This is a genomic window from Achromobacter sp. SIMBA_011, from assembly GCF_046535435.1.
GTDB lineage: Bacteria > Pseudomonadota > Gammaproteobacteria > Burkholderiales > Burkholderiaceae_B > Achromobacter > Achromobacter dolens.
In genome coordinates this window covers 416,284-437,804 of record NZ_JAWRWN010000001.1, presented here as the reverse complement: position 1 = coordinate 437,804, position 21,521 = coordinate 416,284, and the positions used below count along the sequence as shown (strand labels likewise).

Here is a 21,521-nt window from a genome sequence, read left to right as displayed (position 1 = left end):
GATCACGATCCCAGGCGGCGCTGAGCGCGGGCGCGCAGCGACAGGTAGAGCAACACGGCAATGACTAGCGCGCTCAGGAGCAACGCCCCCACGAGCGTGAGCGGATGGCGTGCGAAGAACCACTGCAGGCCCAGCCAGGTCGGCAATGAACCCACGTAATAGCTCTGCTCATCCTGCAGGGTATAGGCCTGCCCGCCGCTGATCACCGACAGGCTTCCGCCGATCCGGTCCTGAGGATTGTCGGCCTTGCTCTCGGCGTCGCGGCTGGCCAGCAGCGCCTGAACGGCGCTGGCCAGGCCATCGGCGCTGGTGCCCGACACCACAACGGCGCTGCGGCCTGACTGCAGCGGCGATTGCAGGCCAGCCAGCGTGGCCGTGACGCCGCCGCTGGAGAAGGCCAGTTGGATGTCGGCCTGGCGCTTGCGGTCGCGCGGATCGTTGCCAAACCAGGACGCGACGCCATCGACCCAGCTCGACAGGCTGAAGCGGCGCTCCTTGCCATTGAAGCCGCTCGGCAGCGCGTCGCCCCATTGCGCCAGCAGCGGCTGGTTGTCGCCGGAAGCCAGCACCAGCAGGTCCTTGTCGCGCTGCGCCGCGACCTGCGCGCCCTGGGTGACGGTGACGCCAGTGGCGGGATAGCCCGTCGCCTGCCCCATCACGCCCATCAAGGTCAGATAGGCCGAGAAGTCCGACACGCCGGCGCCCTCGGGCATGACCACCGCGGTTTCCGACAGGTCGGCCATGCGTGTGAACGGGAAGCCGGCGTCGGCAAACAGCGACAGGTCCGGCATGGCGGCATACTTGGGCAGGCCGGAAATATCGATGGTGGAACCCGGATCGATCGCGCTGCGCACGTTATCCAGGATGCTGTTCTGGCACTCGCCCAGCTTGGCGTACTCGTAGACGTAATTGAACTGCAGCGCCGTCTGCGGCGGCAGCAGATAGGTCGGCACCATCACCCGCGCCTTGCCTTCCGAGGCCGGCATGCCGGTCAGGCGGTTGTAGACGCCCGGTCCTTCGTGCAGCGCGAAACTGCGGACCAACTGGTTGCCGGCCATCATCTCCATCACCGACTGCCTGGCGCCGGGACGCGGCGAATAGCGGTAGATCAGGTTCACCGGCACGCCATCGCTATGCCAGCCGAACAGGCCCGGCGGCACGCGCAGGTTGACCTGCACCGGCGGCGGCCGATGGCCCGAGACGTTCAGGTCGCGGGTCGGCACCAGCTCGCCGAATGCCACCGGCCGGTCGCTGCGCAGCCAGTTGGGCGCGTCGAACGGCTTGCGCGGCCGCGGCGTCTCCAGGCGCGTGATGCGTGCCTGCGAGCCGGACAACGCTTCGCTGCCCAGCGCCAGCGCGGCGGCGGCCTGCCTCAGCTCCTTGGCGTCGCGCCCCATCACCAGCAGCAACTTGCCGTGCGGATCGCGCGGGTTGGTCTGCATTGCCACCGACGGGCCATCGATCGCGGGCGTCTGCAATCCGGCGACCGTGTCGCCCGGCAGCAGCAGCACGACTGCGTTGCCGGTCGCCGGCAGGTCCTGCAAATGGGCGTCGAACCTGGCGCCGCGATATCCCGCCAGGGCGCCGAACCACGAGGTCAGGATGCCGGCGCTCTCCAGCCGCGCCGCATCCGGACTAGCTCCCAGCACGATCGGCAGCGCCAGTTGGCGAATGTCTCGACTGTCGAAGAACGGCACAGGCAGCAGCGCCAGGTCATTGGGCAGGTCGACCGGCATCACGGTCAGTTCCAGCGTGCTGCGGCCAGCGACGTCGGCCCACAGGCTGGAATGCACCGGGTCTTCGCAACCCAGCGTGTAATGGCCGATCAGTTGCACGTCGAGCCGGTTGTAGTCGGCCAGCGCCGGCACCGGCAGCTCGACCGTCTGGCGGGTCGGCGTGGCCGCGGCTTCCTTCGGCAGCGCCACGCTGCCCGCCACTTCGCCGTTGAGCAGCACCTTCAAGTGCGACAGGTCGGGCAGCAGCGCGGGCGAATAGCTGTAATCCAGGTTGACGCGCGCCCCGATGACCTGCTGGTCGCGGCGCGCGCTGAAGCCCAGTCCATTGATGCCGTCCACGCCGCGCAACGGCAGCGCGCTCTGGCCGCTCAGGCGCGACAGGGGTACGGAGTAGATACGCGCGCCCGGCGGCAGGGTCGCCGCGGGCGCGGTCGCGGCGACCGGATCGGCAGCGACGGGCTCGGCCAGGGCCGGCATGACCGCCCCGAGGGCCAACAACGCCGATAGCAGCGCCCGACGCGGGACCGACTGTGCGGGGGACAGGCAAGGCCGGGGCGGCCAAGCATCAAGCCTGGGAATCATCGCTCTGTCGTCCTCTAGTTTTTGGTGGACACGGACGTGGGACGGCGCACGGCCGCAAGGCTGCGATCGCGCAACTGGCGCAGCAGCAACGAAAAACCGCGTACGCCGATGCTCGAGATCTGTCGCAATGCGACCCACGGCGAATCGGGCGCGTTATTGCCCCAGGTGCTGGCCCAGGTGTCGGCGCGGCCGAAGGTCATCTGCGCCAGCTCGCGTTCCTGCTCCAGCGTCAGTGACTGGAAGCTGATCCCCAGGCGGTCGCCGCGGCTGAACGTGACCAGCGCAGGGAACATGGCTTCCTCGTCATTGCGGAACAGCGACACGCTCAGCGGCATGCCGTTGGGCACCAGCACCCCGGGCGGCAGCACCAGGCCGAGGCCGCCCTGCGAGTAGTCGCTGGTGCGGCAGGCGACCGTGCGCCCGTCCGGCAGCAGCAGCATGGCGGCCAGCGAGATGGCCACCCGCGGCGTGTTGCGCAGTTGCCGCACTTCGCCGGCCACGGCCACGCTGGCGCTGGTCATCACGATGTTGTAGACGGTCCAGATCAGGTTCAGCACGATGGTCAGGCGTGCGTCCACGCCCCCGTACCCGGTGACCAGGCTGACCACGCCAACGATGAAGCCGGCCAGGTTCAGCCCCAGCAGCACCACGTAGGGCCGCGCCAGCGTCCAGTCGAAATACGATTCCCGGATGATGCCGCCCTTGGCCGTCACGTTGAACAGCGCCGTCTTCGGGCTGATCAGCGTCACCAGCGCCGGGCGCATGATGTACCAGGCCAGCACCGACTCGTAGACCTCGTTCCAGAACGAATGGCGAAAGCGCCCCTGGATGCGTGACCCGGTCAGGTTGGACAGAACGATGTGCGGCAAGGCGTAGGCCGCCACCATGATGGCCGACGCCTGGAACACGTTGGCATGGAAGAACAGATAGGCCAGCGGCGCCGTCAGGAACACCACCCGCGGCAGGCCGAAGAAGAAGTGCAGCATCGCGCTCAGGTAGCAAAGCCGCTGCCCGATCTTCAGGCCCTTGCCCAGCAGCGGATTGTTGGTGCGGATGATCTGCGCCATGCCGCGCGCCCAGCGCGTGCGCTGGCCGATGTGGCGCGACAGGTTCTCGGTGGCCAGCCCCGCGGCCTGCGGCACCGCCAAGTAGGCGGTATTGAAGCCCAGGCGGTTCATCTTCAGGGCGGTCAGCGCGTCCTCGGTCACGCTCTCGACCGCCACGCCGCCGACCGCGTCCAGCGCCGAGCGGCGCATCACCGCGCACGAGCCGCAGAAGAACGTGGCGTTCCACAGGTCGTTGCCGTCCTGGATCACGCCGTAGAACAGTTCGCCCTCGTTGGGCACGTTGCGAAAGGTGCCCAGGTTGCGCTCGAAGGGGTCGGGCGAGAAGAAGACGTGCGGCGTCTGCAGCAGCGCCAGCCGTTTGTCCTTCAGGAACCAGCCCATGCAGATCTGCAGGAACGAGCGCACCGTGACGTGGTCGCAATCGAACACCGCGATGAATTCGCCGTCGGTCTTGGTCAGCGCGGCGTTGATGTTGCCTGCCTTGGCGTGCTTGTTGTCCGGGCGCGTCAGGTAACCCACGCCAGCCAGCTCGCTGAACTCGCGGAACTCCTGCCGACGGCCGTCATCGAGCACGTAGACACGCAGCTTTTCCGCCGGCCAGTCCAGCGACTGCGCAGCCAGCACCGACTGGCGCACCACGTCCAGCGGTTCGTTGTAGGTGGGAATGTAGACATCCACGGTCGGCCAGAGGGATCGGTCAACCGGCAACGGCGTGGGCTTGCGGCGCAGCGGCCAAGCCGTCTGGAAGTAGCTCAGCAGCATGACCGTCAGGGCGTAGATCTCGGCCAGCAGCAGCCCGTAGCCGAAGAACGCGTCCAAGACATTGTGAAAGCCGATGGTGTCGGTGATGCGCCAATACATGTAGCGCAACGACGTGATGACCGACAGCATCACCAGCGTCAGCGTCGCCAGCCGTCCGCCCACGCGGTGCAGCAACAGCGCCACGATCACACAGAACGCCGCGAACATCATCTGTTGCGGCAGGCCCATCTCGACGGCCACCGCCAGCACCGACAGCACGCCGGCCAACATCAACGACAGCGCCCGAACCCAGCCCATCTTCCAGATGCGCCAGGACAACAGACTGTTGCCCATGCGCGAGAGACGCGGATTCTGCGCCGCGGTCTCGTTGGTCACCGACTTCATGGCTGGTCCTCCCGGGGCTCGCGCAATTGCCGCAGCAGCCATTGCGCGCTGATGCCGATGTCATTGCTGGCCTGGCTGTGCGGGGCGTGGTCGATCACGGTGGTGCCGAAGGCCAGCGCCTCGCTGACGGTGGCGTCGCGGTGGATCACGCCGGCCAGGCGGTCGGCCAGGATGCCGCGCATCACCTGCAGCGTGTCCTTGGCCAGCGGGGAGGCGCTGTCCGCCTGGTTGACCACGAAGGCATGGCCCATGAATTCCGGGCGTCCTTCGCAGTACTGCGCGATCAGGTTTTCAACCTGCGGCAGCGTCGCGTACGAGGCGGCGTCCGGCAGCGTCACGACCAGCACCAGGTCGGCGCAGCGCAGCGCCTGGCTGAGATAGATCGACGGTCCCGGCGGCGTGTCCACCAGCACCACGGTATCGGGCTCGAGATCGAGCGCCCGCAGGTGGTTCGCCAGCCAGGCGTCGTCCTGCCGCATCTGCTGTTCCAGCGCCATGCGGTCCGCCTCGTTGATCTGGCCGAATGGCAACAGGTAGGGGCCGGCGTCGCCCCGCACCACCGTTTCACGCCAGGGAATGCTGGCCAGGCTGGCGCGCGCCAGCCCGGCCTCGGCGGCCTGCGATTCGGCGCCCAGGTGAAAGCGCAACGCGTTCTGCGGATCCAGGTCAACCAGCAGGGCGGGATGGCCCGCCCGGCTCAGGGCCAAGCCCAGCGTGGCGGCTATCGTGGTCTTTCCTACCCCGCCCTTGGCGGAAACAATCGCGATGGTTTTCATTTTTTCGCCGCTTTCGAAGATGGCGGATCCTGGGCCGCGTCCACACGCGGCGTCCGCGCCAGGCGCGCGAAGACGCCTTGCAACGGCGTCGCGGCGCTGGCCGGCTCGGACTCGGGGGCCGTCGCCGCCGGCCGCTCGGGCGCGAGGGTGGGTTCGATGAGGACTTTCGGCGCGGGACGCGCGGGCGGCTCGGCGGCGCGCGGCTCCGTGGCGGGCGGCTCCGTGGCGGGCGGCTCGACGGCAGCAGGCTCGACGGCGACGGGCGCGGCGACAACCGGCGCGGCCGCAGGCGCCGGCGGGGCTTCCCGCGAGGACTGCCGCGGAATTTCCAGCGCATCCAGCGGCGGACGCTGCACGCGCGCGCCACGGATCAACGCGGCCACCTTGGCCGCATCCACCGCTGCGCCACGACGCACGGGCGAGAATCGGGACAACGGCAGCGCCGCCACGGCCGCGCCCGGCGCCAGCGGCCAGGCCGCGGCCCGCGCGGGGCGGTCGGCGGGCGAATCGCCGGCGGCGGGCGGCACGCCAGGCTGCCCCGGCCGGATGCGGCTCAGCAGCGGCCAGCGGCCGCGCGCGGCGCGGGCCCGGTCCTCGCGGCCGATCTCGCGATAGTTGCGGGGATCGCCCCCGAACTCGCGATACAGGCTGGTGATGTCGTTGTCGTCTCTCATCCGTGGTCCCGCATCCTAGCGGCCGAACCGGTAGAGAATGACACCGGATTCATCGGACGCGCGCTGCTGCGAGACCTTCAACTGCGCATCGGCGCCCAGCAGGCGCATCCACGATTCGTAGGCCCCCTCCAGGAACCCCGCGCTCCAGTCCAGGTGCGCGGCGCCGAACGCCGCGCGCAGCGGCGCGCAGTAGTGCGCCAGGGCCAGGTGATCCTCGGCCTCTTCGATCTCCACCCAGCCCCAGTCCAGCGGACGCCAGACCTGGTTGATGGCGGACTGCATCTCGGCGATCGACACGGCGCCCGACAGCGCATGCCTGTCGGCGAATGTCTCGCCGGCGCGCCGCATCAGCGCGCGCAAGCGCTGCACCGTCAAATCCTGCGACAACTCCTGGGCGAAGGCCGCCAGCACATCGCGCCACTGGCTGGCACAGAGTCGATCATCGAGGTGGGAGAGGATGGCGCTTTGCACGTCGTTCCTTCGTCATGGACAGGCGACAGGACTTGGCCCGCAAGCGTCAGCGCGACGCGCCACGGGACCAGGACAAGTGTTGAAAGGCAAGGCCGGCGGGCAAGCGACGAGCCAGGCAGAGGCCGCCATGCCGGGTTGTTTCGTACAGGCACCGACGAAAAACGAGGTCGCGCGCGGGAACCCGCGCGACACTCGACGCGAGGACGACACGAGGAACATCCTGGTTTTCAGGCTTTGCATAGCCTGCATCCGCGAGTTGGCAAGGCGGAGCTGCGGTACTTTAGGCCGCATTCTTGGAGCATGACCTTGCGTCTTAGACGGCAGCGCGCGGTGTCATCGGTTTGAAGTCTTTTCACGAATGCTCGTAAACGTTTTGTTTCGGGCAGTATTAACGCGTGCTGACTTATATTGCCGATAATAGCAAAATGCATCGATATATATGCATCCAACCTGCGCTGCGGCACAGTCTTTTAGTATAGTGAAGACAACAATCAAATTAAAGACATACACATCTTAAAGATCTTAAAGATTTGCAAACACTTTGCCACAGCCGATTGCGCAACCTTTATAGTTGAGGCCGTTGGCAGGACGTAGACCGTGTGCCGCGCCCGATAAGTACCCCCGCCCCCGCGGCGCCATGCGCCGTCAGCGACAGAATGCAAGGGACTTCCGATGTCGAGTACCACGCCGCAACTGCGTTCCGTTCTGCTGGTAGGCGGCACCGGCAGCCGCCTGTGGCCGCTGTCCCGCGGCAGCTACCCCAAACAGTTCCTCCCCCTGCTCGGCGCCCTTTCCCCGCTGCAAGCCACCTGTGAGCGCGTGGCCGGCCTTGGCAGCCAGGCGCCGATCTTCGTGGCCAACGAGGAACACCGCTTCATCGTCGCCGAACAACTGCGCCAGATCGGCCAGCAACAACCCACCGTCCTGCTCGAACCCGTCGGCCGCAACACGGCGCCAGCCATCGCCCTGGCCGCCCTGCTGGCGCAGGCCGACGGCGCCGACCCCGTGCTGCTGGTGCTGCCTTCCGACCACGCGGTGCCTGACGTCGAGCGTTTCCACGACGCCGTGCGCCAGGCGCTGCCCGCCGCCCACGCCGGCCGCCTGGTCACCTTCGGCATCAAGCCCACCTACGCCGAGACCGGCTACGGCTACATTCGCGCCGGCGCTGCCCGCGACGGCGCAGCCGACGTCGAGGCTTTTGTCGAGAAACCCGACGCGGCCACGGCAGCGCAATATCTGGCCAGCGGACAGTATTTCTGGAACAGCGGCATGTTCCTGTTCCGCGCCTCACGCTACCTGCAGGCCCTGCAGGCGCATCGTCCCGACATCCTGGCGGCCTGCCGCCAGGCCATGGCCGCGCCGCGCCAGGATGGCGATTTCCTGCGGATCGACGAGGCCGCCTTCGCCGCCTGCCCGTCCGACTCGATCGACTACGCCGTCATGGAGCGCGATCCGGACGTGGCCATGGTGCCGCTGGACGCCGGCTGGAGCGACATCGGCTCGTTCGCCTCGCTGTGGCAACTGGCGCCGCAGGACGCCGATGGCAACGCCCTGCGCGGCGACGTGGTGGCCGAGGACTGCCATGGCGTCTACGCCTATTCCAGCCACCGCCTCGTGACGCTGCTGGGGCTGGAGGACACCGTGGTGGTCGAGACCGCCGACGCCGTCCTGGTCGCCGCGCGCGACAAGGTGCAGGACGTGCGCCGCATCGTCGCCCGCCTGAACCAGGCCAACCGTCCGCAGGCCACGGCCCATCGCCTGACCTATCGGCCGTGGGGCAGCTACGACGCCATCGACAACGGCGACCGGTTCCAGGTCAAGCGCATCCGCGTGGCGCCCGGCGGTCGGCTCTCGCTGCAGATGCACCACCACCGGGCCGAACACTGGATCGTCGTCACCGGCACGGCGCGCGTCACGCGCGGCGACGAGGTATTCCTGCTGACGGAAAACCAGTCCACTTACATTCCTCTGGGTGTAAAACACCGCCTGGAGAATCCGGGTTCCATTGACCTGGAGCTGATAGAAGTGCAGTCCGGCCCGTATCTGGGCGAGGACGATATTGTGCGGTTTGATGATGTCTACGGTCGCTGATCCCCCCACCACCTTTTCCATGCTCACCTACGCGATGCCCAGCCACCCTCAGCGCTCCTTCATGGCCCTAACGGGCCTGATCTGCGCGCTGATCAACGCCGGCACCTTTCTTGGCCTGACACTGGCCGAGGAGATGGCGTCGCCCATCTTCCGCGGCTGGATTCCGGTCATTCTCGCCACGGGCGCCTTTGTCGCATTCGCCCGCTTCACGCTGCTGATCAGCGCCCGCAGCGTCTGGTGGATGCTGAGCCGCGGCGTGATGCGCTGGTTCAGCGTGCTGTTCCTGGCGCTGGTCACGCTGTTCTTCCTGCCCGGCAGCGCCACCGACACCGAATCGCTGCGCGTGCTGCTGCTGCAATGGACGGCTATCGCCCTGCCGCTGCAGGTTCTCGCCCTGTACGGCCTGCGCCGCACCGCCTATCGCCTGAACAATGCGTCCGCCAGCCGCCGTTCGGCGGTGTTCTTCGGCATGGGCCCCGAAGCGCGCAAGCTCGCCATGCGCCTGCAGCGCTCGCCCATCCTGGGCATCCACACCGCCGGCTACTACGCCGAGGAACAGGTGCGCACGCGCAAGGGCGAACCGACGCCGCCGCCCTACCTCGGCCGCTACCCGGACGCCCTCAGCCGCATCGAGGCGGGCGAGTACGGCATGGCCTTCGTCACGCTGGACGACACGAAGGACAACCCGGTCGTGCTCAACCTCATGAACCGGCTGTATGACTCGACGGCCGCCATCTATCTGATGCCAGAGTCGCCGTTCCTGGGCGAACTGACGGCCAGCAGCGCCGAAATCGCGGGCGTGCCGTTGCTGGCGTTGCACGAAACGCACATGCAGGGCCTGTCGCGCAGCCTCAAGCGCGCCATGGATTTGGCGCTGGGCGGGCTGATGCTGCTGCTGGCTTCGCCGGCCATGCTGGTGATCGCGCTGGCCATCAAGCTCGACTCGCCGGGGCCCGTCATCTTCCGCCAGATGCGCTATGGCGAACGCGGCATGCCGATCACGGTGTTCAAGTTCCGTTCCATGCGCGCCAACGCCGGCACGGAAGCCGACGGCAGCCTGCGCCAGGCGCAGCAGGGCGATTCGCGCGTGACACGCATCGGCCGCTTCCTGCGCAAGAGTTCGCTGGATGAGCTGCCGCAGTTGTTCAACGTGATGGCCGGCACCATGAGCCTGGTCGGCCCGCGCCCGCACGCGGCCGAGCACAACGAGATCTACCGCCGCATGATCCAGGGCTACATGCTGCGACACAGCGTCAAGCCCGGCATCACCGGATGGGCCCAGATCCACGGCCTGCGCGGCGAGACCGACACCACCGACAAGATGCTGCAGCGCGTGCGCTACGACCGCTACTACATCGCCAACTGGTCGCTGATGCTGGATCTGAAGATCCTGTTCCGGACCGTGCTCGTGATCTTCTGGGACCGCAACGCCTACTGAGCGCTCAGGGCTCCTCGCCCATCGGATCGCACATCGCCAGCTCCGGCCGACGCCATTGACAGTCGGTCGGCTGCATCATCAGCCGCAGGTTCTCCTTGCCGCGGCTGCCGAAGGTGTATTCCAGCCCGACGCGCACGAAATTCTGGTTGTAGCTGTCGCCGGCGGATTCGCCCATCTGCCGGTCGCGGTACACGTCCACGATCCAGCGCAGGTTGTCTTCCTGCTGCCATTGCACGCGCGCGCCGAAGCGGCGGATCTGCAGGGTCTGGTCGTTGCCGCCGGTGAAGGCGGTGTTGCGCTGGCGGGTCAGCTCGGCGCCCAACTGGAACGCGGTCTTGACCGTGGGTCGCCACGTCACCGAAGCCAGGCCGCCGGTCTGGATCGAATACAGCACCGTGGGGTCATCGTCATAGGCGTAGGGACGGCGCCAAAGCTGCAGGTCCAGGCGCGTCTTGGGCGAATAGTCCCAGGTCGCGCGGCCGGCGAAGGTGAACAGATTGGTGTCGCGATCGCCCAGGTGCACGTAGCTGCGCTTGAGAAGGCCGACGCGCGCCTGCAGCAGCGTCTTGGGGCTGTAGTCCCAGCGCGCCGCGACGAAAGCCTCGTTGTCCGTGTAGCGGTCGTCGATGGTCGGGACCAGGTCCGGCGTGCGGCCGTAGTAATCGACCTGGGTATGGCGCAGGCCCGTCTGCGCGAAGGAGCGGCCGAACCCGGCATAGCGCGCCGACAGTTGCCAGCCCTGGTCCTTGCGGTCATACAGGGTGCGGTTGATGTCCTGGTCGTAGCGCGTGCCGTTGGTGAAGACGCCGAACACCGGCAGCGTCAGCCGCTCCGAGATGCGCAGGCCCAGCTCGGCCGACTTGTTGTCGCGCGTCTGCAGGTCGCGGTCGGGCCAGGTGCGCGCCATGTTGGGATTGAGCTGGCTCTGGTAGCCGTAATCGAAGCGCCCGGCGAACAGCCGGCCGGCGCGCCAATGCAGCGTCGACAGCATGTTGCCGGGCTGGTGGTCGAGCTGCCGGTTATTGCTGTAGCGGGCATCGGCCAGCGTGCCGCCCACGTCCAGCCGGGTGTCGTCGGACAGCAGCGGCATGCGCAGCCCCAGGCCGACCGAATTGACCCAGACGCCCGCGCCCCGGATGTCGGAAGACGACTGCGGCAGGCGCGCGGGATTGCTCTGGTATTGGTAGGAACTGCCCAGTTGCACGGCGTAGTCGGCCGGCCCCGGCGCGCCCATGGCCTGGACGCCGCACATCATCAGGCTGGCCGCGGCCAGCTTGCGTCCGATCGTGACCGTGCCTCGCTTGGCCCCGCCATCCAAGGCAAGGCTGGCGCCGGGGCGCAAGATCACGGCGCCGAGCCGCGCCGCTTGCGCCATTGCCGCCAGCAAAGTCCCAGGAAGCGTGGATCGTCGACCAGATAACGGCGCCACAGGCGGCGCGGGTTGCTGGCCAGGCGCCACAGCCATTCCAGGCCGATGCGCTGCATCCACATGGGCGCACGGCGTTGCAGGCCGATGGCGAATTCCATGGCCGCGCCCACGCAAAGCAGGATCCCCCCGGGCAACTCGCCGGCGTGATGCAGCACCCAGTGTTCCTGCTTGGGCATGCCCACGCACAGGAAGACCACGTCGGGCCGGCGTTCGCGCACACGGTCGGCATAGGCCTGCCCCTCGGGTCCGAGCGGATCGAAGCGCATCGAGGGGCTGACGATATCGATGTTCAAACCCGGGTAATACTGCGCGAAACGCGCGAGCAGGTCGGGCTCGGAGCCAGGCATGCCGCCCAGCAGCATCACTTGCCAGCCCTCGCGCTGGGCGCGCTGGCACAGCGCGACGAACAGGTCGGAACCGGTGATGCGCTCGGGCAGCGGCTGTCCCAGGAAACGGCTGGCCCACACCACGGGCATGCCGTCGGCGAAGATGAAATCGGCCTTGGCGTAGCGCTCGCGGAATTCCGGCGAGGCATCCAGGCGCACCACATGATCGACATTGGGCGTGACCACGATGCGGGCGCGACCGTCGCGGCGCACGGCCGCCTGCGCCAGGCCCTCGACGGCCTCATCGAAGGAAACTGCCGCGATATCGAGGTCGAACAGCCGCACGACGGGCATGACGGGGATATCGTCGTTCGCAGTTCCGCGGGGGTCGGATACGTGCTCTGAACTGTGCAAGGAGGATCTCGCTACGAAGGGCGGTAAGCTCGGGAACAATGGTCTCACGTTTGCGTTTGAGAAAACCACATCCATCGAGCCGGCACGCGCGTATTGTATTTAAAATACCCATAGTGTGGCGTTTTGCTTCGGCTACTATTGGACGCGCGCAACCTTTAACCAAAGGATCGGAGAATAACGTGGCGTGTCTGACGACGATATGGCGGAAAGCGATGTTGGCGGCGCTGCTGGCCTGTGCGCATGCGGCGGGCGCGCAGGACCTGCCGATCCCCGACCCCGTGTCCCCGTCCCGTCCGGCGGCGCCCTCGCCCGACAACGACTTCAAGCGCTACAACGCGCCCTACGAGTCCCCCGCCTACACCCCCCCCGCCCCCATTGGCGCACCCGTGCGCCCGCAGCCGACCACGCCGGTCGCCGCTCCGCCCGCCGCCTACACGCCGCCGGCCGTGCCGCCCGCGGTCAAGAGCGGCAGCGGTGATCGCGGCACCGACCGCCACATGGCCGGCAACCGGTTGCCGGAAAACGGCGTCGTGCCCACCCCGCGCCAGGCCGCCGCGGCGCCGGCCGACCCGGCCCTGGAGCAGGCCATCGGCAGCGCCATCGGCGCGGTCGGGCCGGGCGACACGCTCAACATCAACATCCTTGGCACCGGCGGCACCCAGGCCCGCGCCACGGTCGATGCCGACGGCCAGATCGTGGTGCCGATGCTGGGCAACGTCCGCGCCTCGGGCCTGACGCCCGCGGCCATCGGCAAACGCATCGAGCAGGACCTGCGCAGCAAGGGCTACATGACCGATCCGCAGGTCGCCGTCGAGGTCGTCACGCTGCGCAGCCGCATCGTGTCGGTGCTGGGACAGGTCGCGAGGCCGGGCCGCTACCCCATCGAAGGCAAGCTGTCGGTGCTGGAACTATTGGCCATGGCCGGCGGCGCCACGGGCGGCGCTGGCGACGTTGCCACCCTGGTGCGCCGCGCCGGCGGCGGCAACGACCGCATCAATCTCTACGTGGGCAATCGCCAATCGCCCTCGCAAAGCCTGCAGGACACCGAACTGCAACCGGGCGACGTGGTGTTCGTGCCGGAAGCGCCGCGCTTCTACGTCTACGGCGAAGTCGGCAAGCCCGGCGCCTATCCGTTGGAACAGGGCCTGAACGTCATGCGCGCCCTGGCGGTCGCCGGCGGCCTGACGCCGCGCGCGTCCGACAGCCGCATCGACCTCAACCGCACGGACGCGCTGACCGGCGAGATCACCGACCGGCGCGCCAAGCTGACCGACGCGGTCCAGCCCGGCGACGTCATCCACGTCAACGAGCGCTTCTTCTGATGAACCGCCGCAGCCTGCTCTCGGCCCTGCTGCTGGCCCCGGGATGCGCCGCGCTGCCCGCATGGGCGCGCGACCAGCGCATCTACGCCGTGGTGGTCGGCGACTCCATCGCCGAAGGCGAGATCCAGCGCAAGGGCCGCCTGAACGTGCAGGGCCAGTTCGTGCCGGACTATCCGTCCAATCCGGGCCAGCTCTCCTACGACCTGGCGCGCTATTCCGGCGTGTTCCATTTCAACCATGGCATCGGCGGCCAGATGTCGGCGCAGGTCCGCGCCCGCTGGCGCCGCGACGTGCTGGCCGAGGAATACGATCCAGGCGATGGCCGCGGCGCGCGCACCCTGCCCGCCGGCTCGCGACCGAGCCTGGCGTATCTGCATGTCGGCATCAACGATGTCGCCGTCGGCATGGTGCCGCTGCAGACCCTGCAGGACAACTTCACCTACTTCGCGCAGACCACGGCGAAACTGGGCATCCCGCTGGTCGTGGACAACGTCGGCGCCTACCTCGGCATGACGCCGCCCATGATCGAGCTGACCCGCGCCTTCAACGACTGGCTGCTACAAGACCTGCCGCGCCAGTACCCGCATGTGCGGGTCGTGGACTACCTGTACTGGTCCAGCGGCGGCACCAACGATTTCCTCAAGCTGGCGCCGGGCATGTTCGCCGACGGCGTGCATCCGAACATCGCCGGCTATACCGCCTTCGCCGGCTACATCCACGAAACGCTGAAGCTGCCGGCGGGCGCCGCCGTGCGATACTGATGCCCTTGGTCCGCGCACGCGCGGCACCAGGTTTGCGGCGCCTGCCCGGAGCGACATGATGATCCTGGACGCCAACACCATTCCGAACGGCTCGACCCTCACCGCCGACCTGTGCATCGTCGGCGGTGGCGCCGCCGGCATCACGCTGGCCCTGGCCCTGCTGGACAGCGGCCTGGACGTGGTGCTGCTCGAAAGCGGCGGCCCGGCCGAGGACAAGACCACCCAGGCGCTCTACGCGGGCAGTGTCGCCGACGCCCGCATGCACCCCGAGCCCGAGCGCTACCGCCAGCGCCGCATGGGCGGCTCCACCACCATCTGGGGTGGCCGCTGCATGCCGTTCGATCCCATCGACTTCGAGCCGCGCGACTACATCGCGCACAGCGGCTGGCCCATCGGCCTGGACGACCTGCGGCCCTACTACCCGCGCGCCAACCAACTGTGCGAAGCCGGCGATTTCGCCTACACCGTCGAGACCGCCTTCCATCGGCCCGTGCGGCCGATGATCGAAGGCTTCGACAGCCCCGAGTTCTCCACCGATACCCTGGAACGCTTCAGCGTGCCCACCGATTTCGGCTGGCGCTATGCCGAGCGGCTGCGCCAGGGACCGGTGCGCGTGCTGCAGCATGCCAACCTGTGCAAGCTCGACAACGGCGCGGCCGGCGCGCCCGTTGGCCCGGCCCGCGTCCGCACGCTGGCCGGCAACAATGTCTTCACGGTCCAGGCGCGCGCCTACGTGCTCGCCACCGGCGGACTGGAAACCGCGCGGCTGCTGCTCGCCAACCCCGGCGCCAGCGGCCGCGGACTGGGCAACGCGCACGACGTGGTGGGCCGCTACTACATGTGCCACATCGCCGGCACCATCGGCAACGTCGACCTGGCCGGCGCCCGTTCCGTCTGGCACGGCTACGAGGTTTCCGACGAAGGCATCTATTGCCGCCGGCGCCTGGCGCTGCAACCCGAGGCGCAGCGCCGCCTGCACGCGGGCAACTTCATCGCGCGCCTGCACCATCCGCGCATTCCGGACCCCGGACACGGCAGCGGCGTCCTGTCGGCGCTGTACCTGGCCCGGCCCGTCGTTCCCTACGAATACGCCAAGCGCCTGTATGGCGACACGCCAGGTTCGCTCGGCCTGTGGCTCAGCCACCTGCGCAACGTGTTGCTGGGCGCCCCGGCCACCGCGCGCTTCATGTGGCACATGCTGACTGAACGCAAGCTGGCCGCGCGCAAGTTTCCGTCCATCATCGTCCACCCGCGCAACCGCCGCTACAGCCTCGATTTCCACGCCGAACAAGAGCCCAACCCCGACAGCCGCGTCACGCTGGGCAATGACGTCGACGCGCTCGGAATGCGCCGCCTGCACATCGACTGGCGCTACACGCCCCGCGATGTTGCCACCGTGCAGACCGCGCTGGCGGCGCTGGCCGAGGCCCTGGCCGCCAGCGGCGTGGGCCGCTTCGACTACGACCCTGGACAGGTCGAGGCCGAGATGACGCGCTATGGCGCCTACGGCGGCCACCATATCGGCACGGCGCGCATGGGGAACGATCCGCGCGACAGCGTCGTCAACGCTGACTGCCGCGTGCACGAAACCCCCAACCTGTACGTCGCCGGCTCGGCGGTCTTCCCGACCTCCGGCCAGGCCAACCCGACCCTGACCATCGTCGCGCTGGCCCTGCGCCTGGCCGATCACCTGCGCCGCGTTCACGCGTCCAGCGGCGCAGCCACGGAGACCCGCACATGAAACAACGCATTCTGGTCCTGGGCGCCAATGGCTATGTCGGCCGGCGCGTGGTGTCGGCGCTGGCCGCCAGCGACTGGGCCGACCCGGTGGCGGGCGTGCGCCGCGCCCGGCAGCAGGGCCGCGAGATCGTTCTCGACGCCACCGACCCCGCCGCAGTCACGCGCGCCCTGGGCGAAGTCGACGCCGTGGTCAATTGCGTGGCCGGCTCTCCCGACGCCATGACGGCCGGCGCCCGCGCCCTGGCGACCGCGCTCGACGCGCGCGAAGCGCGCCTGGTGCATTTCAGTTCCATGGCGGTCTATGGCGCGGCGCGCGGCGACATTGGCGAAGACCACCCCATGGCCGCGAACCTGCAAGGCTATGCCGGCGCCAAGGTCGAAGCCGAACGGCTGCTGGCCGCGCGCGAGACCGTCGTCACCTTGCGGCCGGGCTGCATCTACGGACCCGACAGTCCACAATGGAGCCTGCGCATCGCCGACCTGCTGCGCGCGCACCGCATCGGCGACCTGGGCGCGGCCGGCGACGGCTGCAGCAACCTCGTCTACATCGACGACGTCGTAGCGGCAGTGCTGGCCGGCCTGCGCACGCCGACCGCGGCTGCGGCCTACAACCTCGCCATGGCCGAAGCGCCCGACTGGAACGGCTACTTCCTGGCCTATGCGCGCGCGCTCGACGCCGTGCCGGTCAAGCGCATCGGCCCGCGCCGCCTGAAGATCGAAACGCATCTGCTGGCGCCGGTGCTGAAGATCGCCGAGATCGGCCTGCGACGCGTGGGCCTGCGCCTGCCGCCGCCGATTCCACCGTCGCTGGCGCGCCTCTGGCGCCAGCCCATCCGGCTGGTCTCGACGCGCGCCGAGCAGCAGCTCGGGCTGCGCTGGACCTCCCTGCAGCAGGGTCTGGCGGCGACCGTCGCCGCCGCCCGGACATGATGCCGCCAGAACCAGGAGAACCGGCCGTGGCCTACCCCTATCGCGTCGCCGCCCAGATCAGTATGTACCCCATGGACTATCCCCATGCGGCGCTGCTGCTGCCGCACCAGATCCGTGTCTGGGCGCCCATGGTCGACCGCATCCTCGTCACCATCGACACGCACCGCAGCCGATCGGGCCGCTATCGCGGCACGCACTTCGACGAATACCGCGCCAAGCTGCTGGCCCTGGCGCAAGACCTGCGCCGCGACACGCCCCAGCTCGACGTCATCGAGGTCGATTACGCCCCGGCTGCCCGGCGCGAGGTGGCGCAATCGTTCTTCGGCGTCGACGACATCCCGGTCAAGGCATGGGACGGCGGCCCGTTCTACGCCTACTTCTACGGCATGCACCACAGCCAGGCGCGCCACATCGTGCACTTCGATGGCGACATGCTGTTCGGCGGCGGCAGCCGCACCTGGGTAGAAGAGGCCATCGCCTACACCGAGCAGGATCCCACCGTGCTGCTGACCGGCCCGTTCCCCGGCCCCCCACGCGCCGACGCGGCGGTCCATGGCCACGGCCTGCCGGAACCCGAACGCGTCGATATCGCCGGCGCCCCCGCCTATCGCTTCCAGAACGCCAGCACGCGTATCTTCATGCTCGATATGGAACGGCTGCGCGCCACGCTCGGCCACCTGCCGCTGCTGCGGCCAAGCGCCGTACAGCGGACCAAATCGCATCTACTGGGCAACCCGCCGGACGTGCGCGAGGCCGAAGTCATCCTGAGCGAGGTGCTGCGCGCCAACGGCCTGCACCGCGTCGATCTGCTGGGTTCGGCGCCCGGGCTGTGGTCACTGCACCCGCCCTATCGCGGCGCGGAGTTCTACCGCAGGCTGCCGGAACTGATCGCCGCGGTCGAATCGGGCCAGGTGCCGGACGCCCAGCGCGGTCATTACGACATCCACGACAGCATGATCGACTGGACGCCGCAGCGCGCCGCGGCGCGCCGCCACAAGCGCTGGCTGCGCCTGCTCAAAGACCGGCTACGGATCGGCGGGTAGCGGCCTTGGAGGCCTCCTGCTCGCGCGGCTTCTTGAAGAGGTTGATCAGCGGCCGCTCCATCAACTGGTAGACCAGCAGCCCCACCACCGTGCAGGCCAGGATGCCGACGACGCAGAACGCCACCTGCCCGCCCGGCAGGCTGTCCAGGTGCAGCTTGCGCCAGCCCTGGCTGACGGCCGACAGCACGAAGGCGTGAGACAGGTACAGCGAGTACGAGGCGTCGCCCAGCTTGTGCAGGAAATTCAGGCGCGGCAGCGCCTGGAAGCGTTCCAGCAGAATCGCGCCCACCACGATCGCCGCCGCCGGCACGCCCTGCGCCAAGGGCCGCGAGGCGTTTGGCGCCAGCACCGACATCAGCCCGATCACCACGAAGCCGCCGAGCACCAGCGTCCAGCCCAGCCCCGCCGAGCCGCCCTTGTGCGGCCGCGAGAACCACCAGCCCACGCTCATGCCCAGCACGAACTCGAGCACGATGTCCGACGTATAGACCTTGAGAATGGGCGTGTCGTCGCCCACCACGAACCATCCCAGCATGCTCAGGCCGAGCAGCACGAGGGTCGTGGTCGCGAAGCGCCACGCCGTCGGCAGCACCAGCGTCAGGCCGAAAATGACGTAATAGAGCATCTCGTAATTAAGCGTCCACCCCACCGTCAGCACAGGTTCGATCAGGCCCGCCGGATTCGGCACCATCACGAACAGATACGAGGCAATCACATGGAACAGGCCGAAGCGGGTAGTCTGCAGCAGGTGCGGCGCGATCAACATCACCGCCACCGCCACCGAGGTCAGCACCCAGTAAAGCGGAACGATGCGCACCGCGCGACGGCGGTAGAACTCCAGCACGCCGACTTTCTTGCCGCGCGTCGTGATCCACATCAGGAAGCCGCTCAGGACGAAAAAGATGTCCACGCCGGCGGCCAGCCAATGCGGCCAGTAGCCCTGGTAGCCCATGCGCTCGAGCTGCGGATACAGGTGGACCAGCACCACCATCATGGCCGCGACGCCGCGCAGGTACTGAATCGAAAGAATGTCCATGAACGATTTACCTGGTACGGTAAGAATGGAAAGCGGGCATGCGCGCCGCCGGATGGCAAGGAGTCATGACCGCGCCTCCCGGATGGCGTAGCCGTCATCGCGCCGCACTTCGCGCCATGCCATGACGAGCACCGCCAGCCCATAGCAGGCTTCGCCGACCAGGATGCCGATGACCGCGCCAATGGGACCCAACTGCAGCATGCCGACATAGCTTATCGCCAATGCGATCAGCGCACAGACCAGGGTGGCCGCGCTCAGCGCGCGAAAGCGCTGGCGCAGCAGCGGCACCATCATGATCGGCTCGCGGATCACCATCAGCACGAACAGCCCGATCCACAGCACCAGCAGCAGGTCGCGCTGCGGAAAATCCTTGCGCATCAGGTCCAGGAAGATCCAGTCGCGCAGCAGCCAGATCACCGCCCCGTACAGCAGCGTGAACAGCGCCAGCGCCAGCGAGAACAGCATCAGGCGGCGCAGCGTACGGCGCGCGCCCATGCCGTGCATCCAGTCGGACGCCAGCGGCGTCAACTGCTTCTGCATGCCGGCCAGCAGCAGGTTGATCGGCATCAGCGTCAGGCGCGAGGCGGCCAGCGCCGCCACGGCCGCCAGGTCCAGCGTGGCCGCGGTCAGGAAGTTGTAGCCCTGGTTGAACAACCAATAGATGACGCCGCCCGAGGCAGCCCAGAACCCCATGCGGGCGATCTCGCGCAGGCGGCCGGGCGCCGCGTCGCGCTCGATATCGTTGGCCAGCACCCGGCGCAGCGCCCCGGCGCAGGCCAGCGCCGCCATCGTGCCTGCAAGCAGGGCGCCGGCCGCCGCCGCCGGCGTCCTGACCGCGAGCGCGCAGCCGGCCAGCAGCACCGCCACGTAGATCGCGTCCGCGCCCAGCACCTGTTGTGGACGGTGGTACATCAACAGGATGCCGCGCAGGTATTCGCGGTACAGCGCCGCCAGCACCAGGCCGATGGCCGCCACCACCACCAGCGTCGATCCGCCGTCGAACAGTCCCATCGCCCAGCCGGCCAGCGCCACGGCCAGCGCCAGCGCACCGCCCAGCGCCCCCAGCCATTTCTGGTCCCGCAGCAGGCTGCCCATCCACTGGCGCCGCGCCGCCTCGTCCAGGGCGGGCAGGCGGATCACCATCGGCGTGCCAATGAAGGTGCCCTGCAGCGTCGTCAGCAACATCATGGTGTTGAAGGCCAGGATGTAATAGCCGTACTGCGCCTCGGGCGCGTAGCGGATCAGGATCAGGCCGACGCCGAAGTTGGCTGCCGACAGCATGGCCTGATCGGCAATCGAGCTGCCGAACAGGCGCGCCAGGCCCGAGGCCGAAAAGCGTGTCCGCGTCACTTGGAATCCCGATCAGTTTTGATCCAATGCTTGTTGCGGCGGTTGCGCAACAGCACGTACAGTTTCCACAGCACGAAAAACGGCACGCGCAGCAGGTCCAGCAGCGCTCGCGGCCCCAGCGGCGACAGTTGCCAGCCGCGCAACGCGTGCAGCGCCAGCACGCCCAGCAGGACCAGCGCCAGCAGCGGCCATGTGGCCAGCCCGGCGCCGGGCAGCAGCCACGCGGCCAGCCCGCCCAGCACCAGCAACGCGCCGATCTGCAGCGCGATGTAGCCCAGCGGCATGGTCAGCAGGTCAATCGCCAGCTCCAGGCAGATCCAGCTCGGCCGCATGACGGCCTGGCGCAAGAGGCGGCCGACATAGGTCCGCATCACCGCCAGGCGGCCTCCCTCCCAGCGCTGGCGCTGCGTGCGCGAACCGCGCTCGGACGCCACCAGTTCCGCGTCGGCGCTGGCCTCGTCGATATAGACCACGCGGTGGCCATGCAGGCCCAGCACCACGCCATACTCCAGATCTTCGGCCATCGAATGGATATTGAACGGCACCTCGCGCAGCAACGCGTGCGTCATGCACATGCCATTGCCGCGCAGGCCGTTGGAGGCGCGCAACCGTTCACGCGCGCGGCCCCGCACCGCATGGAAGGCGCCATAGGCGATGGTGATGATGCGCGTGCGCCACGACTCGTCCGGATTGAGCACGCCATAATGCACCTGCATCACCGCCGCCCCCTGCTCGATGCGCGCGGCGTAGGCGGCCAGCAGGTTGGGCGTGACCTCGGTGTCGGCGTCGATCACCGCGACCGCATGCGCGAAGCCGTCGGCCGCGCTGCGCGCGATGCCGTACTCCAGCGCGTAGCCCTTGCCGCGATGCTGGTCGTCATGGCGCTCGATCACCTCGGCGCCCGCGGCGCGCGCCAGCGCCGCCGTGTCGTCGGTGCAATTGTCGGCGATGACGATGACGCGGTAATGCTCGCGCGGCCAGTCGATGGCCGCCAGGCTGCGCACCGTGCGCTCGATCACCGCGGTCTCGTTGTGCGCCGGCACCAGGATGTCGAAGCGCATGTCGCGCCGTTGCGGCTGTGGCCGCGGCAGGCGCGCCGACAGCAGCGTCAGCAGGCCCAGATAGGCGGTGGCCGCCGTGACGGGCAAGGCGATGATGAACAGGATCAGGTGCAGGAAGCCGGCCATGT

17 protein-coding genes are annotated in these 21,521 nt (G+C 68.4%); 7 read left to right on the top strand and 10 right to left on the bottom strand.

The window, feature by feature from the left end; all coding sequences use genetic code 11:
• Positions 1-2 precede the first annotated feature (2 nt).
• The 5 genes from bcsB to bcsD are packed head-to-tail and all read right to left on the bottom strand — an operon-like array spanning position 3 to position 6,452.
• Entirely contained in the window at positions 3-2,318 is a 2,316-nt protein-coding gene (gene bcsB / locus SB816_RS02025; RefSeq protein WP_276608456.1) for a cellulose biosynthesis cyclic di-GMP-binding regulatory protein BcsB, read from the bottom strand.
• Positions 2,319-2,332: 14 nt separating this feature from the next.
• A complete protein-coding gene (gene bcsA, locus SB816_RS02020) occupies positions 2,333-4,531 on the bottom strand; it encodes a UDP-forming cellulose synthase catalytic subunit (protein ID WP_116791304.1) in 2,199 nt (732 codons plus the stop codon).
• A complete protein-coding gene (gene bcsQ / locus SB816_RS02015; protein WP_064523943.1) occupies positions 4,528-5,307 on the bottom strand; it encodes a cellulose biosynthesis protein BcsQ in 780 nt (259 codons plus the stop codon). Before bcsQ ends, bcsA begins: the two co-directional genes overlap by 4 nt.
• Complete coding sequence (gene bcsP / locus SB816_RS02010; protein WP_410546452.1) at positions 5,304-5,981, bottom strand: cellulose biosynthesis protein BcsP; 678 nt, start codon at positions 5,979-5,981, stop codon at positions 5,304-5,306. The genes bcsQ and bcsP overlap by 4 nt, the downstream gene beginning before the upstream one ends.
• A gap of 15 nt (positions 5,982-5,996) precedes the next feature.
• Entirely contained in the window at positions 5,997-6,452 is a 456-nt protein-coding gene (gene bcsD / locus SB816_RS02005) for a cellulose biosynthesis protein BcsD (protein WP_064523939.1), read from the bottom strand.
• 672 nt (positions 6,453-7,124) lie between these two features.
• Between bcsD and SB816_RS02000 the strand changes: the two genes are divergently transcribed.
• Positions 7,125-8,543: a mannose-1-phosphate guanylyltransferase/mannose-6-phosphate isomerase gene (locus SB816_RS02000; RefSeq protein WP_410546451.1), complete on the top strand. Its 1,419-nt coding sequence runs from the start codon at positions 7,125-7,127 to the stop codon at positions 8,541-8,543.
• Between the two features lie 61 nt (positions 8,544-8,604).
• Positions 8,605-9,981 carry an undecaprenyl-phosphate glucose phosphotransferase gene (locus SB816_RS01995; protein ID WP_054501168.1) on the top strand — a complete coding sequence of 459 codons (1,377 nt, stop codon included), beginning with the start codon at positions 8,605-8,607 and terminating at the stop codon, positions 9,979-9,981.
• Positions 9,982-9,985: 4 nt separating this feature from the next.
• Here SB816_RS01995 and SB816_RS01990 read toward each other — a convergent pair whose 3' ends face one another.
• Together SB816_RS01990 and SB816_RS01985 are read right to left on the bottom strand one after the other, a co-directional pair.
• Entirely contained in the window at positions 9,986-11,329 is a 1,344-nt protein-coding gene (locus SB816_RS01990) for a hypothetical protein (RefSeq protein ID WP_410546450.1), read from the bottom strand.
• On the bottom strand, positions 11,326-12,090 hold the full coding sequence (locus SB816_RS01985; protein ID WP_054500222.1) for a WecB/TagA/CpsF family glycosyltransferase: 765 nt from the start codon (positions 12,088-12,090) through the stop codon (positions 11,326-11,328). The genes SB816_RS01990 and SB816_RS01985 overlap by 4 nt, the downstream gene beginning before the upstream one ends.
• Before the next feature lie 272 nt (positions 12,091-12,362).
• On the opposite strand from SB816_RS01985, the gene SB816_RS01980 reads away from it, so the two are divergent.
• The 5 genes from SB816_RS01980 to SB816_RS01960 are packed head-to-tail and all read left to right on the top strand — an operon-like array spanning position 12,363 to position 17,946.
• A complete protein-coding gene (locus SB816_RS01980) occupies positions 12,363-13,472 on the top strand; it encodes an SLBB domain-containing protein (RefSeq protein WP_395757202.1) in 1,110 nt (369 codons plus the stop codon).
• Positions 13,472-14,233 (top strand): SGNH/GDSL hydrolase family protein, encoded by a 762-nt coding sequence (locus SB816_RS01975; protein ID WP_054500220.1) that lies wholly within the window; start codon positions 13,472-13,474, stop codon positions 14,231-14,233. Before SB816_RS01980 ends, SB816_RS01975 begins: the two co-directional genes overlap by 1 nt.
• Positions 14,234-14,288: 55 nt before the next feature.
• On the top strand, positions 14,289-15,974 hold the full coding sequence (locus tag SB816_RS01970; RefSeq protein ID WP_240317234.1) for an FAD-dependent oxidoreductase: 1,686 nt from the start codon (positions 14,289-14,291) through the stop codon (positions 15,972-15,974).
• Positions 15,971-16,903 (top strand): NAD-dependent epimerase/dehydratase family protein, encoded by a 933-nt coding sequence (locus SB816_RS01965; protein WP_064527438.1) that lies wholly within the window; start codon positions 15,971-15,973, stop codon positions 16,901-16,903. Before SB816_RS01970 ends, SB816_RS01965 begins: the two co-directional genes overlap by 4 nt.
• 26 nt (positions 16,904-16,929) lie before the next feature.
• A complete protein-coding gene (locus SB816_RS01960) occupies positions 16,930-17,946 on the top strand; it encodes a capsular biosynthesis protein (RefSeq protein ID WP_144656178.1) in 1,017 nt (338 codons plus the stop codon).
• Here SB816_RS01960 and SB816_RS01955 read toward each other — a convergent pair.
• The 3 genes from SB816_RS01955 to SB816_RS01945 form a co-directional block, all read right to left on the bottom strand.
• Positions 17,918-18,982 carry an acyltransferase family protein gene (locus tag SB816_RS01955; protein ID WP_054500217.1) on the bottom strand — a complete coding sequence of 355 codons (1,065 nt, stop codon included), beginning with the start codon at positions 18,980-18,982 and terminating at the stop codon, positions 17,918-17,920. The genes SB816_RS01960 and SB816_RS01955 overlap by 29 nt on opposite strands.
• 63 nt (positions 18,983-19,045) lie before the next feature.
• Positions 19,046-20,332: a lipopolysaccharide biosynthesis protein gene (locus SB816_RS01950; protein ID WP_054500216.1), complete on the bottom strand. Its 1,287-nt coding sequence runs from the start codon at positions 20,330-20,332 to the stop codon at positions 19,046-19,048.
• Entirely contained in the window at positions 20,329-21,519 is a 1,191-nt protein-coding gene (locus SB816_RS01945) for a glycosyltransferase family 2 protein (RefSeq protein ID WP_144656186.1), read from the bottom strand. The genes SB816_RS01950 and SB816_RS01945 overlap by 4 nt, the downstream gene beginning before the upstream one ends.
• Between the last annotated feature and the right edge of the window lie 2 nt (positions 21,520-21,521).